Raw genomic sequence first — 14055 nt, forward strand, 5'->3', positions numbered from 1 at the left:
CGTTCCACCCATGAGCAACCACCGCAGAACGTTTGCCTGCGTAGTGGCCTCTGACCTCACCCCGAGGGGATCGGTAAGAAGTGCTCCTTAGAAAGGAGGTGATCCAGCCGCACCTTCCGGTACGGCTACCTTGTTACGACTTCGTCCCAATCGCCAGTCCCACCTTCGACAGCTCCCTCCCCACAAGGAGGTTGGGCCACCGGCTTCGGGTGTTACCGACTTTCGTGACGTGACGGGCGGTGTGTACAAGGCCCGGGAACGTATTCACCGCAGCAATGCTGATCTGCGATTACTAGCAACTCCGACTTCATGGGGTCGAGTTGCAGACCCCAATCCGAACTGAGACAGGCTTTTTGAGATTCGCTCCACCTCACGGTATCGCAGCTCATTGTACCTGCCATTGTAGCACGTGTGCAGCCCAAGACATAAGGGGCATGATGACTTGACGTCGTCCCCACCTTCCTCCGAGTTGACCCCGGCGGTCTCCTGTGAGTCCCCATCACCCCGAAGGGCATGCTGGCAACACAGGACAAGGGTTGCGCTCGTTGCGGGACTTAACCCAACATCTCACGACACGAGCTGACGACAGCCATGCACCACCTGTACACCGACCACAAGGGGGGCACCATCTCTGATGCTTTCCGGTGTATGTCAAGCCTTGGTAAGGTTCTTCGCGTTGCGTCGAATTAAGCCACATGCTCCGCTGCTTGTGCGGGCCCCCGTCAATTCCTTTGAGTTTTAGCCTTGCGGCCGTACTCCCCAGGCGGGGAACTTAATGCGTTAGCTGCGGCACCGACGACGTGGAATGTCGCCAACACCTAGTTCCCACCGTTTACGGCGTGGACTACCAGGGTATCTAATCCTGTTCGCTCCCCACGCTTTCGCTCCTCAGCGTCAGTAATGGCCCAGAGATCCGCCTTCGCCACCGGTGTTCCTCCTGATATCTGCGCATTTCACCGCTACACCAGGAATTCCGATCTCCCCTACCACACTCTAGCTAGCCCGTATCGAATGCAGACCCGGGGTTAAGCCCCGGGCTTTCACACCCGACGTGACAAGCCGCCTACGAGCTCTTTACGCCCAATAATTCCGGACAACGCTTGCGCCCTACGTATTACCGCGGCTGCTGGCACGTAGTTAGCCGGCGCTTCTTCTGCAGGTACCGTCACTTTCGCTTCTTCCCTGCTGAAAGAGGTTTACAACCCGAAGGCCGTCATCCCTCACGCGGCGTCGCTGCATCAGGCTTTCGCCCATTGTGCAATATTCCCCACTGCTGCCTCCCGTAGGAGTCTGGGCCGTGTCTCAGTCCCAGTGTGGCCGGTCGCCCTCTCAGGCCGGCTACCCGTCGTCGCCTTGGTGAGCCATTACCTCACCAACAAGCTGATAGGCCGCGGGCTCATCCTTCACCGCCGGAGCTTTCAACCCGCACAGATGCCCGTGCGAGTGGTATCCGGTATTAGACCCCGTTTCCAGGGCTTGTCCCAGAGTGAAGGGCAGATTGCCCACGTGTTACTCACCCGTTCGCCACTAATCCCCACCGAAGTGGTTCATCGTTCGACTTGCATGTGTTAAGCACGCCGCCAGCGTTCGTCCTGAGCCAGGATCAAACTCTCCGTGAATGTTTACCCGTAATCGGGTGCACACACACGAGAGCGGAACAACCACCGGAATAAGGCGGTCGTTCACAGCGTCCTCGCTGTGTTTATTTCAAAGGAACCTCGTCCCAGCAGATGCTGGAGACGGGGTATCAACATATCTGGCGTTGATTTTTGGCACGCTGTTGAGTTCTCAAGGAACGGACGCTTCCTTTGTACTCACCCTCTCGGGCTTTCCTCCGGGCAGTTTCCCTTCGGTCTTGCGTTTCCGACTCTATCAGACCGTTTCCGGTTCTGATTTCCTCGGTGCTTTCCAGGTTCCCGCTCTCGCGTTTCCCTTTCCGGCGGTTCCGACTCTATCAGATCCTTTCGGGCCTGATTCCCAGTCAGCGGGGCTTGTCTTCCCGGCCGTTGGGCCGTTCCGACGAGTGAGACTTTAGCGGATTCCCGGCTCCCGAGCTAATCGGGGGCCACCGTCCTTTCGAACGTGGATTCCTCGTTTCGCGAATACGCACGCCAATACAGCGACGGCAGACAGAGCGACTGTCGTCGTTTGTTGGTTGGTACCTGCGGAATGGCTGTCCGGGGACCGACCGGAGTCGGCGCTCACGTCGGACAACTCGGAGAACACTACGTACCGGGCTGGGGGGTGTCAACTCAGGTCCGGACGAGCCCGTACAGGCGTAGGCTGGCCTGCATGACAACGCGTACGTGCACCCAGCAGTGGCGGGCCGCCTGACGGCGGCCGTAAGCACGTATGCACTCAACGGCCGCCTCCTCGGCGGCCGTTCGCATATCTCCCTCCAGGACTCCTGAGGGTCGGCCGGCCGGGGACGGCGGTCTCGACCAGGAGGTGGAGAGATGACGCGGGTCTTCAGCGGGGTCAAGCCGACGGGGCATCTGACGCTGGGGAACTACCTGGGAGCCATGCGGCAGTGGGCCGCGGTCGACCAGCACCGGGCGGAGTCGCTGTTCTGCATCGTCGACCTGCACGCCCTGACCGTCGACCATGATCCGGCGCGGGTGCGCCGGCTGAGTCGGCAGGCGGCGACGCTGTTGCTCGCGTCGGGGCTGGATCCCGAGTTGTGCACCGTGTTCGTGCAGAGTCATGTGGACGAGCACACGCGGCTGTCGTACGTGCTGGAGTGCGTGGCCACGGACGGCGAGATGCGGCGCATGATCCAGTACAAGGAGAAGGCCGCTCGGGAGCGGGCGCGCGGCGGGAGTGTCCGCCTGTCGCTGCTCACCTATCCCGTCCTGATGGCGGCGGACATCCTGGCGTACGGGGCCGACGAGGTGCCGGTCGGGGACGACCAGGCTCAGCATGTGGAGCTGACCCGGGATCTGGCGGTGCGGTTCAACCAGCGGTACGGCTACACGTTCGTGGTGCCCCGGGCCACCGTGCCGAAGGTGGGCGCGCGGGTCATGAACCTCCAGGATCCGCTGTCGAAGATGGGGAAGTCCGACGACTCCGGGCCGGGGATCGTCTATCTGCTCGACGAACCGGATGTGGTGCGGCGGAAGGTCATGCGGGCCGTGACCGACAGCGGGACGGACGTCGTGTACGACCGGGAGGACCGGCCCGGGCCGGCGAACCTGTTGGAGATCCTCGCGTCCTGCACGGGTGGGAACCCATCGGAGCTGAGCGGTGTATATGAGTCGTACGGCGCCTTGAAGAAGGACACCGCCGAGGCCGTGGTCGAGGTCCTGAGGCCCGTACAGGAGAGGCACAAGGAGTTGTGCGCGGATCCTGGCTATGTGGAGGGGGTGCTGCGGGATGGCGCGGAGAGGGCTCGGGCGATGGCGCGGCCGACCGTGGATGCCGCTTATCGCGCGATCGGGCTGCTTCCGGCCTCGGTCGATACCGGCGCGGTCGACAGCGGTGTCGTGATGAACGCCGCCACGTAGGACTGGTCCGCCCTGACGGGCGGTGGCGAGGCGCGATGCGCAGCGCCCGGCACATCGCGCCTCGCTGCCGGCGTCAGTCCTTCTTGCCGGAGGCCAGTGCGCGGCTGCGGTCGCGGGCGGCTTCGAGGGCGGCGATGAGGGCCGCTCGTACGCCGTGGTTCTCGAGTTCGCGGATGGCGTTGATGGTGGTGCCCGCGGGGGACGTGACGTTCTCGCGGAGCTTCACCGGGTGTTCGCCGCTGTCGCGGAGCATCGTGGCGGCGCCGATCGCGGACTGGACGATCAGGTCGTGGGCCTTGTCGCGGGGCAGGCCGAGCAGGATGCCCGCGTCGGTCATGGCTTCGACCAGGTAGAAGAAGTACGCCGGTCCGGAGCCGGAGAGGGCGGTGCAGGCGTCCTGCTGGGACTCGGGGACGCGGAGGGTCTTGCCGACGGCGCCGAAGATCTCCTCGGTGTGGGCGAGGTGGTCGGCGGTGGCGTGGGTGCCGGCGGAGATGACCGACATGGCCTCGTCGACCAGGGCGGGTGTGTTGGTCATGACGCGGACGACCGGGGTGCCGGTGGCGAGGCGCTCCTCGAAGAAGGAGGTGGGGATGCCGGCGGCACCGCTGATGACCAGGCGGTCGGCCGGGACGTGCGGGGCGAGTTCGTCGAGGAGGGTGCCCATGTCCTGCGGTTTGACCGTGAGGATCAGGGTGTCGGCGGACTTGGCGGCCTCCGGGTTGGTGACCGGGGTGACGCCGTAGCGGCTGCGGAGTTCCTCGGCTCGCTCGGGGCGGCGGGCGGTGACCAGGAGGTCGGCCGGGGCCCAGCCGGCGCGGATCATTCCGCTGAGCAGGGCTTCGCCGATCTTGCCGGTGCCGAGGACTGCGACTTTCTGGCTCATGCGGTTCAGTCTGGCACCGGGCCGGGACGGGCAGGGTGGGTGTCCGGTGGGCGGGACATGGGGGTGATGGCTGTTCTTGGGCGGTCCTATGCCGTCCTGCGCCTCAGTGTCGCCGCTCCCAGGCCCAGGACGAGCAGTGCGCAGCCCGCCACGATCAGTGCGTCGCGGACGAAGGTCGCTGTCATGTCCGTGTGCCTGAGGACCTCGTTCATGCCGTCGACGGCGTAGGACATCGGCAGGACGTCGGAGAGGGTCTCCAGGACGGGGTGCATGTTGTCGCGGGGGGTGAAGAGACCGCAGAGGAGGAGTTGGGGGAAGATCACGGCCGGCATGAACTGGACGGCCTGGAATTCGGAGGCCGCGAAGGCCGAGACGAACAGGCCGAGGGCGGTGCCGAGCAGGGCGTCGAGCAGGGCGACCAGCAGCAGGAGCCAGGGGCTGCCGGTGACGTCGAGGCCGAGGGTCCAGACGGCGAGGCCGGTGGCGAGGGCGGACTGGATGATCGCGAGGGTGCCGAAGGCGAGGGCGTAGCCGGCGATGAGGTCGCCTTTGCCGAGCGGCATGGCGAGGAGGCGTTCGAGGGTGCCGGAGGTGCGTTCGCGCAGGGTGGCGATGGAGGTGACCAGGAACATCGTGATCAGCGGGAAGATCCCGAGGAGGGAGGCGCCGATGCTGTCGAAGGTGCGCGGGCTGCCGTCGAAGACATAGCGCAGCAGGAAGAGCATCACGCAGGGGATGAGGATCATCATCGCGATGGTGCGCGGGTCGTGGCGGAGCTGGCGCAGGACCCGGGTGGCGGTGGCGGTGGTGCGGGAGAGGCTGAGGGCGCTGGTGGGGGCAGGCGCGAGACGGGGTGTGGTGGTCGTGCTCATCGCGTGTGCTCCTTGGTGCGGCTTGCCTCGACGGCCTGGTCGACCAGGTGGAGGAAGGCGCTCTCGACGGTGTCCGTGTCGGTGCGGGTGCGGAGGGCTTCGGGGGTGTCGTCGGCGAGGATCTGGCCCTCGCGCATCAGGAGGAGGCGGTGGCAGCGCTCGGCCTCGTCCATGACGTGGGAGGAGATGAGCAGGGTGGCGCCGCGGCGGGCGGCGATGTCGTGGAAGAGGTTCCACAGGTCGCGTCGCAAAACGGGGTCGAGACCGACGGTGGGTTCGTCGAGGACGAGGAGTTCGGGGGTGCCGAGGAGGGCGACGGCGAGGGAGACGCGGCTGCGCTGGCCGCCGGAGAGGTTGCCGGCGAGGGAGTCGGCGTGGGTGGCGAGGTCGACGTCGTCGATAGCCCGGGTGACGTCGGTGCGGCGGCGCTCGACGGCGGCGCGGCCGGGGGCGAGGATCGCGGCGAAGTAGTCGAGGTTCTGGCGGACGGTCAGGTCGTCGTAGACGGAGGGGGCCTGGGTGACGTAGCCGATGCGGGTGCGCAGGGTGGGGTGGCCCGCGGGTCGGCCGAGGACGTCGAGGGTGCCGGTGACCTTGGCCTGGGTGCCGACGATCGAGCGCATCAGGGTGGACTTGCCGCAGCCCGAGGGGCCGAGGAGGCCGGTGATCTGGCCGCGTGGGACGTCGAAGGCGAGGCCGCGCAGGACGGTGCGGGGGCCTCGGACGACGGTGAGGCCGTCGGCGTGGACGGCGGGAGTGGCCGGCTCTTCGTCCGTGCGGTCGGCGGGTGGCCCGGACTCCTTATTCATCATGCGATGAATAATGCTCTCGCGAGTCCGGGCCGTCAACCACGCGCGTGCGGCGGCGGGGGGCGGGCCGCGGCGCGGGGTCAGGCGTTGACCGCGACCAGCAGTTCGACGTCGTAGGTCTCCTCGACTGTTCCGTCGGGGAAGAGGTCCAGCAGGATGCGCCGCTCCTCGGTGAGGAAGACGCCCGCGTGGTCCTCACCCGCCACGAGGAACATCGAGTGGCTGCCGATGTTGGCGAGGTGGGTGTCGACGGGGACGTGGCGGCTCCAGCGGACCAGCCGGTGGGTGAAGTCGAGGCGGCCGCTGGGGTCGGCCAGGGCGGATCGGGCTCCGTTGCCGTTCACCTCGACGGTCGGGTGGGCGCCGTAGTCCTTGAAGTGTTCGGCGACCCGGTCGACCTGCCCCTCGATCCAGGGGATGTCGAGGGCGTAGGTGTTCCACCACAGGGCCAGCGCACCGCCCGGCCGCAGCACGCGGCAGGCTTCCGGGACCGCGCGGGCCGGGTCGGTCCAGTGCCAGGACTGGGCGTAGGTGAGGAGATCGGCGGAGTCCGTGAGGAGGGGGAGGTCGTTGCCGTCGCCCCTGATGATCGGGATGTCGGCGTGGGAGCGACGGAACTGCTCGGCCATGCCGCTCCCGGGTTCGACCGCGACCACCTCGGCGCCTCGGGCGTGCAGCAGCTCGGTCGCTATCCCGGTACCGGCTCCGACGTCGGCGACCCGGGCGCCGGCTAGGGGGCGCCCGGCGAGTTCCTCGATCGCGTCGAAGAGGGCGGGCGGATAGGAGGGGCGGTTGGCGGCGTACTGGGCGGCGGCGGAGTTGAAGGAGTGGGCTCGGGCGGTGTGAAAGGAAGCGGCCATGAGGCCATGGTGGCCGGATGGGGATCAGCAGGCGGTGAGTTTCCGGTGAGAGAAGCGCGGGAGCGGCACCCCGGGGAAAGCCCGAAGGTTCTCAGCGGCGGCGCTTCTTCTTCGAGGGGTTCCCGGTGCGACGGGCACCGCGCGTCTCGTGCTCCCTGCGGGCGGCCTCGTACTCCTGCCGGTGCAGTTTCTCGCCCGGCGCCTCCGCGAGGGACCGGAAGAAGTACGCGAGGAGGGATCCGACGAACCCGATGGCCAGGAGCCCGCGGAGGGAGGCCTGGCGGTCCGGGTCCGGGCGGCCGCCGAAGCCGTCCCAGGTGTTGCGGAAGGCCAGCGCGCTGCAGATCGCGAACATCGCGATGACGAGGACGGTCACGAAGCTGCCGGTGTCGGCGATCTCCAGGCCCTCGTAGGCGAAGCGGAGGATCAGGCAGGAGGCGACGGCGGCGGCGAGGGAGCCCACAGCGGCGCCGACGCGGCGGAGGGCGTAGCCGTTGCCGTGGTCCACCCAGGTGGTGCCGAAGAAGCGGATGGGTTCAGGGCGGGGGCCGCCCGAGGGGGAGCCCGCGGGGATGTCCTGGGTGCCGGATTCGTCGCTCACGGGACGATTATGGCTCCGGGACGGGGGCGGGCTCCCTTCGGGGATCAGCCGCAGCGTGACGCCACGTAGCCGTCGCTGCCGGTGTGGACGTAGGCGTCCGAGACGAACTCGCCGTTGGCGATGTTGTCCCAGATGTTCGACGTGCCGTAGTAACCCGACACCGTCTCGCCCGGCGTCTGGCAGTAGATCGCCACCTTGGCGCCCTCGGGCAGGACACGGACGATGCCGTACTGCGATCCGGGACCACGACGGACGTTGAGCCGTACATCCGGCGCGACGTCGTAGTAGTGGACGGCGGCCTCGGCGTGGGCCGCGCCGACCATGAGGAAGGCGGCGGCGAGGCCCAGGAGCATGGTGGATCTGCGTTTCAGGGACGTCATCAGGATTCCCCCAGGGAGGTTCAGGAGCAGCGGTCGGCGACGTAGCCGTCGCTGCCGGTGAGTACGTAGGCGTCGGCGACGTACTGGCCGTTGCTGATGTTGTCCCAGATGTTGCTGGTGCCGTACGGGCCGCTCACTGAGGTGCCCGGGGTCTGGCAGTAGATCGGGACCTTGGCGCCCTCGGGCAGCACCCGCACGACGCTGTAGCTCGTGCCCGGGCCGTTGCGGACGTTGAGCCGGACTCCGGGCGCGACCGAGTAGTAGCGGATCGATGCCACCGCCGACAGGGCCTCGGTCGCCTCGGCGCCCCCGGTCTCTTCCACACGGTCAACAGACATGCAAGTCCTCCCCCGTTGGTCCCCATGACTGCCATGGGGACCCGTTGATTCCCCTGAATCACGCCATGAAACACATGTGCGTAACTCGCACGCGGACACTAGCAAGCCGCCTCTGTCCCGTACGAGTCATCGAATAGGCTCCGTGTGTCGCGCGCGCGGACGATCAGCACGGGGGTGGTTCCATGGCGCCACAGGGCAACACCGGAGCGGGCGCGGAAGCGGAACTTCCCGAGTACGCCGGTCACTACCGGCTGGAGTCATGTCTCGGGTCCGGCGGGATGGGCGTGGTGCACGTCGCGCGCAGCACCTCGGGGATGAAGCTCGCGGTGAAGATCGTGCACACCGAGTTCGCCAAGGATCCCGAGTTCAGGGGACGTTTCCGGCAGGAGGTGGCCGCGGCGCGGAAGGTGAGCGGGGCATTCACCGCGTCCGTCGTCGATGCCGATCCCGATGCCGAGCGGCCGTGGATGGCCACGTTGTTCATCCCCGGGCCCACACTCTCCGACGAGGTGAAGCGGAACGGCCCGATGGCGCCGGACCAGTTGCGGCGCCTGATGGCCGGTCTGGCGGAGGCGCTGCGTGACATCCATCGGGTCGGCGTCGTGCACAGGGACCTCAAGCCGAGCAACGTGCTGCTCGCCGAGGACGGTCCCAAGGTCATCGACTTCGGCATTTCTCGGCCAAAGGACAGCGAACTTCGCACCGAGACGGGGAAGTTGATCGGGACTCCGCCGTTCATGGCGCCCGAGCAGTTCCGGCGGCCGCGTGAGGTGGGTCCCGCCGCCGACATCTTCGCCCTGGGCTCCGTGATGGTGCACGCGGCCACGGGACGCGGGCCGTTCGATTCCGACAGTCCGTATGTCGTCGCCTACCAGGTCGTGCACGACGAGCCGGACCTGACCGGCGTACCGACGAATCTCGCGCCGATCATCGTGCGGTGTCTCGCCAAGGAGCCCGAGGACCGGCCGACCCCGGACGAGCTGATGCGGGAGCTGCGGTCCGTCGCGGCCTCGTACGACACCCAGACGTTCATACCGGCGCAGCGCACGGGTGACGTGCCGGGGCCCGAGCCGAAGGAGCAGCCGTCACGGCCCGGGCGGCGTCCCTCCCGAAGGACGCTCCTCGTGGCCGTCGCGGTCGTGCTGGTCCTGGCCGGTGTCCTTGCCTCCGTCCAGTGGCTCGGCAGCAGCGAGGACGCCACCGCGAAGAGCGGTGACAAGCCCACAGCAGCCGCCCGGTTCGCCGGCTGGACGGCGAACCCGGTGCCCAAGGCCACGAGTCCGGCGCAATGCTCCTACGGGGCCGGTCAGTTGATCTGTGCGCAGTCCGGCACCGTCTTCGCTCTGAACCCGGCCGACGGCGCCCTGATGTGGCGACACTCCGTCGCCGAGTCGAAGCCCAGCAAGCCACCGGCCGTCGAGGGTGGTCTCGTACAGCCGATGGTGGAGGAATCGCGACGCCTCGAAGCGCTCGACCCCGCCTCGGGCGAGACGCGTTGGCAGCGCACTCTGCCCGAACACCACGGGATGCAGATCGTCGGAGGAATGCTCCTGCTGACTCTGCTCGACGGGACGGTCACCGGTGTGGACGCGGCGACGGGTGACACCAAGTGGAACCTGCGGATACCGGGGCAGCCCACGCCGGCCTTCGTCTCGTTCGACGGGGACCCTCTGGCGTACACGACCAACCTCTCCCTCGACGGCTTGAGCACCCGGGTCACCGCGGTGGACCCCAGGACCGGGACCGTGCGATGGGACTCCCGGCTGAGCGGCAACCTCACCCCAGTGGGCGCGCACGGAGGGTCCGTCTTCTTCCTCTCGACGAACAACCTGTACGGCGACACGGACGCTGTCGTCCGCTACACACCGGCCACCGAGTCGTCGCGCCGGGTGAAGCTCCCGGTGGCACGCCCCGATGCCCAGGCCACGGTGCGCGGGAACATGGTCTACGTACTGGCGATGAGTGGTTCCCTCGACGCCGTGGACACGGCGGCGGGCAAACGGCTCTGGAATCTCGAGACATCGGTGAGCCGGGGTTCCGTACCGGTGGCCGACGACCGCCATGTGTACTTCGCCACGGCAGACGGACGGCTGCTCGCCGTCGACGCCGGCAAGGGCCGGCTCGTCGGGCAGACCCCGGCGCGTCTCGGTTCGAACTCGGGTACGGTCGCCGGCGCACTGCCCTCACCTACCGTCGCCGACGGCCGGATCTACGCCACCGCCCCCGACGGCACCGTCTTCGCCGTGGACGCTCGCGAGCCGTCGGCCTGGTGATCCGGGCAACGCGAAGGGCCGCCCCCGAGGAGGCGGCCCCCGCGTCAGGTGCTCAGCCCAGCTTCGACACGTCCCGCACCGCGCCCTTGTCCGCGCTGGTGGCCATCGCCGCGTAGGCCCGCAGCGCGGCCGACACCTTGCGCTCGCGGTTCTTCGGGGCGTACACGCCGTCCAGGGCCGCCTCGCGGCGGGCGAGCTCGGTGTCGTCGACCAGGAGCTCGATCGAGCGGCCGGGGATGTCGATGCGGATGCGGTCCCCGTCCTCGACGAGGGCGATGGTGCCGCCGGCCGCCGCCTCCGGGGAGGCGTGGCCGATGGACAGGCCCGAGGTGCCGCCGGAGAAGCGGCCGTCGGTGATCAGGGCGCAGGCCTTGCCGAGGCCGCGGCCCTTCAGGTACGAGGTCGGGTAGAGCATCTCCTGCATGCCGGGGCCGCCCTTGGGGCCCTCGTAGCGGATGACGACGACGTCACCCTCCTTGACCTGCTGGGTGAGGATCTTCTGGACGGCCTCTTCCTGCGACTCGCAGACGACCGCAGGCCCCTCGAACGTCCAGATCGACTCGTCGACGCCGGCCGTCTTCACGACACAGCCGTCGACCGCCAGGTTGCCCTTGAGGACCGCGAGGCCGCCGTCCTTGGAGTACGCGTGCTCGGCGCTGCGGATGCAGCCCTCTGCGGCGTCCTCGTCCAGGGACTCCCAGCGCTCGGACTGGGAGAACGCCTCGGCGGAGCGGACGCAGCCGGGGGCCGCGTGCCACAGTTCCAGGGCCTTGGGGGACGGCGAGCCACCACGGACGTCCCAGGTCTTGAGCCAGTCCGCGAGGGAGGGGCTGTGGACCGAGTGCACGTCCTCGTTCAGCAGGCCGGCGCGGTGCAGTTCGCCGAGGAGGGCGGGGATGCCGCCCGCGCGGTGCACGTCCTCCATGTAGTACGTGCGGTTCTTCGCCACGTTCGGGGCGACCTTCGCGAGGCAGGGGACGCGGCGGGAGACGGCGTCGATCTCGGCGAGACCGAAGGGGACCTCCGCCTCCTGGGCCGCGGCCAGCAGGTGCAGGATCGTGTTGGTGGAGCCGCCCATGGCGATGTCGAGGGCCATGGCGTTCTCGAAGGCCGCGAAGGTGGCGACGTTGCGCGGCAGGACCGTCTCGTCGTCCTGCTCGTAGTAGCGGCGGGTGATGTCCATGACGGTGTCGGCCGCGTCGACGTACAGCTGCTTGCGGGCCGTGTGCGTGGCCAGGACCGAGCCGTTGCCGGGGAGCGAGAGGCCGATGGCCTCCGTCAGGCAGTTCATCGAGTTGGCCGTGAACATGCCGGAACAGCTGCCGCAGGTCGGACAGGCGTTCTCCTCGATACGGAGCATGTCCGCGTCCGAGATCTTCTCGTTCACGGCCTCGGACATCGCGTCGACCAGGTCGAGCGTGCGGACCGTACCGTCCACGAGGGTCGCGCGGCCGGACTCCATCGGGCCGCCGGAGACGAAGACCGTGGGGATGTTCAGGCGCAGGGCCGCGTTGAGCATGCCCGGGGTGATCTTGTCGCAGTTCGAGATGCAGATCAGGGCGTCGGCGCAGTGGGCCTCGACCATGTACTCGACCGAGTCGGCGATCAGGTCGCGGGAGGGCAGCGAGTACAGCATGCCGCCGTGGCCCATCGCGATGCCGTCGTCGACGGCGATGGTGTTGAACTCGCGCGGGATGCCGCCGGCCGCGACGATCGCCTCGGAGACGATCCGGCCGACCGGCTGCAGGTGGGTGTGGCCCGGCACGAACTCCGTGAAGGAGTTGGCGACCGCGATGATCGGCTTGCGGCCGATGTCCGCACCGGGTACACCGGAGGCGCGCATAAGGGCGCGTGCGCCCGCCATGTTGCGGCCGTGGGTGACTGTGCGGGACCTCAGCTCGGGCATCGTCGCTCGCTCCTTCAGAGACGGTCGTCAGAGACTTCGGAGACGGTCGTATCAGACTTCTGACTGCTGACGAGCGTACGCCGGTCATCCAGGGGCCGGGACAGGGTGTCCGGAATGCGGGACGCCCGTCTCGGAGTCAGGGACCGGTCAGATGGCCCTGCACCACCGGGGCCACCCGCGCGATGATCCGCTCGATGTCCGTCGACGCCAGCGGCTCCACCTTGATCACGTACCGCAGCATGGCCGTCCCGACGAGCTGCGCGGCCGCCAGTTCGACCCGCAGCTCCGCGTCCGGCAGGTCCAGCTGGTCGGCGACGCGGCGCAGCAGCTGGGCGGCGACCAGCCGGCGGAAGACGGCGGCCGCGGTCTCGTTGTTCACCGCGGAGCGGACGATCGCCAGGATCGGCAGGCGCGTCGCGGGGTTCTCCCAGACGCCGAAGATGAAGCGGGTGAAGCGCTCTCCGATGTCCTCCAGGGGACCCTCGGCGAGCGCGGCGGGCGCGCTCAGCGCGGGCGCGGCGGCGACCTCCACGGCCGCCTCGAAGACCTGTTCCTTGGTGCCGAAGTAGTGGTGGACCAGGGCCGAGTCGACCCCGGCGGCCTTGGCGATCCCGCGCACGGACGTCTTCTCGTAGCCCCGCTCGGAGAACTCCTCACGGGCCGCGACGAGGATCCGGTCCCGGGTGCCGGCCGCGTCCGATTCCGTACGACGGGGCCGGCCGCGCTTGCGGGCGGTGACGTCGCCCACGGCCGGGGCGGGATCGCTGTTCTTCACGGCCGGGGCGGGATCGCTGTTGCTCACCGCCGGGGCACCCGCACCGGCGAGGCCAGATGGAGGCGGGTGAAGGCCAGGGCCTCGGCGAGGTCGGCCTCGCGTTCGGCGCCGGACATCGCGCGGCGGGTGTTGACCTCGATGACGACATGGCCGTCGAAGCCGCTCAGCGCGAGGCGCTCCAGGAGCTCGGCACAGGGCTGGCTGCCGCGGCCGGGCACGAGGTGCTCGTCCTTCGCGGAACCCTTGCCGTCGGCGAGGTGGACGTGGCCGAGGCGGTCACCCATCCGGTCGACCATCTGCATCGCGTCGGTCCGGGACGTCGCCGCGTGGCTGAGGTCGATCGTGAAGTGCCGGTAGTCGTCCTTGGTGACGTCCCAGTCGGGGGCGTAGGCGAGCATCTCGCGGTCGCGGTAGCGCCAGGGGTACATGTTCTCGACGGCGAACCGTACGTCCGTCTCGTCCGCCATCCGCCAGATCCCGCTGACGAAGTCCCGGGCGTACTGGCGCTGCCAGCGAAAGGGCGGGTGGACGACGACGGTGCTCGCGCCCAGTTTCTCGGCGGCCGCCCGGGCGCGCTGGAGCTTGACCCAGGGGTCCGTGGACCACACGCGCTGCGTGATGAGCAGGCAGGGGGCGTGCACGGCGAGTACGGGGATGCCGTGGTAGTCGGAGAGGCGGCGCAGGGCCTCGATGTCCTGGCTGACCGGGTCGGTCCACACCATGACCTCGACGCCGTCGTATCCGAGGCGCGCGGCGATCTCGAAGGCCGTCGCCGTCGACTCCGGGTAGACGGAGGCCGTCGAGAGGGCGACCTTCGCATCCGGGATCCGTACGACTGGTTCTGCCACGGAG

The 14055-nt window shown here is 68.5% G+C and carries 12 protein-coding genes and 1 rRNA gene; 2 read left to right on the forward strand and 11 right to left on the reverse strand.

Annotated features, from left to right (window positions below):
* Window positions 1–91: 91 nt before the first annotated feature.
* Window positions 92–1619 (reverse strand): 16S ribosomal RNA (locus D1369_RS17625).
* A gap of 837 nt (window positions 1620–2456) precedes the next feature.
* Here D1369_RS17625 and trpS point away from each other — a divergent pair.
* Window positions 2457–3503, forward strand: a complete 1047-nt coding sequence (gene trpS / locus D1369_RS17635; protein WP_007383804.1) for a tryptophan--tRNA ligase — start codon at window positions 2457–2459, stop codon at window positions 3501–3503.
* Between the two features lie 73 nt (window positions 3504–3576).
* Here trpS and proC read toward each other — a convergent pair whose 3' ends face one another.
* The 7 genes from proC to D1369_RS17670 all read right to left on the reverse strand — a co-directional run bounded on the left by proC (window position 3577) and on the right by D1369_RS17670 (window position 8249).
* Window positions 3577–4389 carry a pyrroline-5-carboxylate reductase gene (gene proC / locus D1369_RS17640; RefSeq protein WP_037901010.1) on the reverse strand — a complete coding sequence of 271 codons (813 nt, stop codon included), beginning with the start codon at window positions 4387–4389 and terminating at the stop codon, window positions 3577–3579.
* 86 nt (window positions 4390–4475) lie between these two features.
* Window positions 4476–5261 (reverse strand): ABC transporter permease, encoded by a 786-nt coding sequence (locus tag D1369_RS17645; protein ID WP_007383802.1) that lies wholly within the window; start codon window positions 5259–5261, stop codon window positions 4476–4478.
* Window positions 5258–6073, reverse strand: coding sequence for an ABC transporter ATP-binding protein (locus D1369_RS17650; RefSeq protein WP_007383801.1), 816 nt, complete (start codon window positions 6071–6073; stop codon window positions 5258–5260). The genes D1369_RS17645 and D1369_RS17650 overlap by 4 nt, the downstream gene beginning before the upstream one ends.
* A 77-nt stretch (window positions 6074–6150) precedes the next feature.
* On the reverse strand, window positions 6151–6930 hold the full coding sequence (locus D1369_RS17655) for a class I SAM-dependent methyltransferase (protein ID WP_007383800.1): 780 nt from the start codon (window positions 6928–6930) through the stop codon (window positions 6151–6153).
* Between the two features lie 91 nt (window positions 6931–7021).
* The gene (locus D1369_RS17660; protein ID WP_007383799.1) at window positions 7022–7531 is read right to left on the reverse strand and encodes a hypothetical protein; all 510 of its coding nucleotides are present in this window, start codon (window positions 7529–7531) and stop codon (window positions 7022–7024) included.
* Window positions 7532–7575: 44 nt separating this feature from the next.
* Window positions 7576–7884, reverse strand: a complete 309-nt coding sequence (locus D1369_RS17665; RefSeq protein ID WP_050789903.1) for an SH3 domain-containing protein — start codon at window positions 7882–7884, stop codon at window positions 7576–7578.
* 47 nt (window positions 7885–7931) lie between these two features.
* Window positions 7932–8249: an SH3 domain-containing protein gene (locus D1369_RS17670; RefSeq protein ID WP_007383797.1), complete on the reverse strand. Its 318-nt coding sequence runs from the start codon at window positions 8247–8249 to the stop codon at window positions 7932–7934.
* A gap of 182 nt (window positions 8250–8431) precedes the next feature.
* Here D1369_RS17670 and D1369_RS17675 point away from each other — a divergent pair, with 182 nt between their 5' ends.
* Window positions 8432–10522, forward strand: a complete 2091-nt coding sequence (locus tag D1369_RS17675; protein WP_007383796.1) for a serine/threonine-protein kinase — start codon at window positions 8432–8434, stop codon at window positions 10520–10522.
* Between the two features lie 52 nt (window positions 10523–10574).
* Here D1369_RS17675 and ilvD read toward each other — a convergent pair whose 3' ends face one another.
* The 3 genes from ilvD to D1369_RS17690 all read right to left on the reverse strand — a co-directional run bounded on the left by ilvD (window position 10575) and on the right by D1369_RS17690 (window position 14051).
* Window positions 10575–12428, reverse strand: coding sequence for a dihydroxy-acid dehydratase (gene ilvD, locus D1369_RS17680; protein WP_007383795.1), 1854 nt, complete (start codon window positions 12426–12428; stop codon window positions 10575–10577).
* 136 nt (window positions 12429–12564) lie between these two features.
* A complete protein-coding gene (locus D1369_RS17685) occupies window positions 12565–13176 on the reverse strand; it encodes a TetR family transcriptional regulator (protein ID WP_007383794.1) in 612 nt (203 codons plus the stop codon).
* A 50-nt stretch (window positions 13177–13226) separates the two neighbouring features.
* Window positions 13227–14051: a sugar phosphate isomerase/epimerase gene (locus D1369_RS17690; RefSeq protein ID WP_037901007.1), complete on the reverse strand. Its 825-nt coding sequence runs from the start codon at window positions 14049–14051 to the stop codon at window positions 13227–13229.
* Window positions 14052–14055 lie beyond the last annotated feature (4 nt).

It is taken from the genome of Streptomyces sp. CC0208 (assembly GCF_003443735.1).
Taxonomy (GTDB): domain Bacteria; phylum Actinomycetota; class Actinomycetes; order Streptomycetales; family Streptomycetaceae; genus Streptomyces; species Streptomyces sviceus.

Excerpts from the sequence above, each read along its gene's own strand:
- D1369_RS17650 (WP_007383801.1), bottom strand. The coding sequence starts at position 6,073 with ATGATGAATAAGGAGTCCGGGCCACCCGCCGACCGCACGGACGAAGAG.
- D1369_RS17670 (WP_007383797.1), bottom strand. The coding sequence starts at position 8,249 with ATGTCTGTTGACCGTGTGGAAGAGACCGGGGGCGCCGAGGCGACCGAG.
- trpS (WP_007383804.1), top strand. The coding sequence starts at position 2,457 with ATGACGCGGGTCTTCAGCGGGGTCAAGCCGACGGGGCATCTGACGCTG.
- D1369_RS17645 (WP_007383802.1), bottom strand. The coding sequence starts at position 5,261 with ATGAGCACGACCACCACACCCCGTCTCGCGCCTGCCCCCACCAGCGCC.
- ilvD (WP_007383795.1), bottom strand. The coding sequence starts at position 12,428 with ATGCCCGAGCTGAGGTCCCGCACAGTCACCCACGGCCGCAACATGGCG.
- D1369_RS17665 (WP_050789903.1), bottom strand. The coding sequence starts at position 7,884 with ATGCTCCTGGGCCTCGCCGCCGCCTTCCTCATGGTCGGCGCGGCCCAC.
- D1369_RS17655 (WP_007383800.1), bottom strand. The coding sequence starts at position 6,930 with ATGGCCGCTTCCTTTCACACCGCCCGAGCCCACTCCTTCAACTCCGCC.
- D1369_RS17675 (WP_007383796.1), top strand. The coding sequence starts at position 8,432 with ATGGCGCCACAGGGCAACACCGGAGCGGGCGCGGAAGCGGAACTTCCC.
- proC (WP_037901010.1), bottom strand. The coding sequence starts at position 4,389 with ATGAGCCAGAAAGTCGCAGTCCTCGGCACCGGCAAGATCGGCGAAGCC.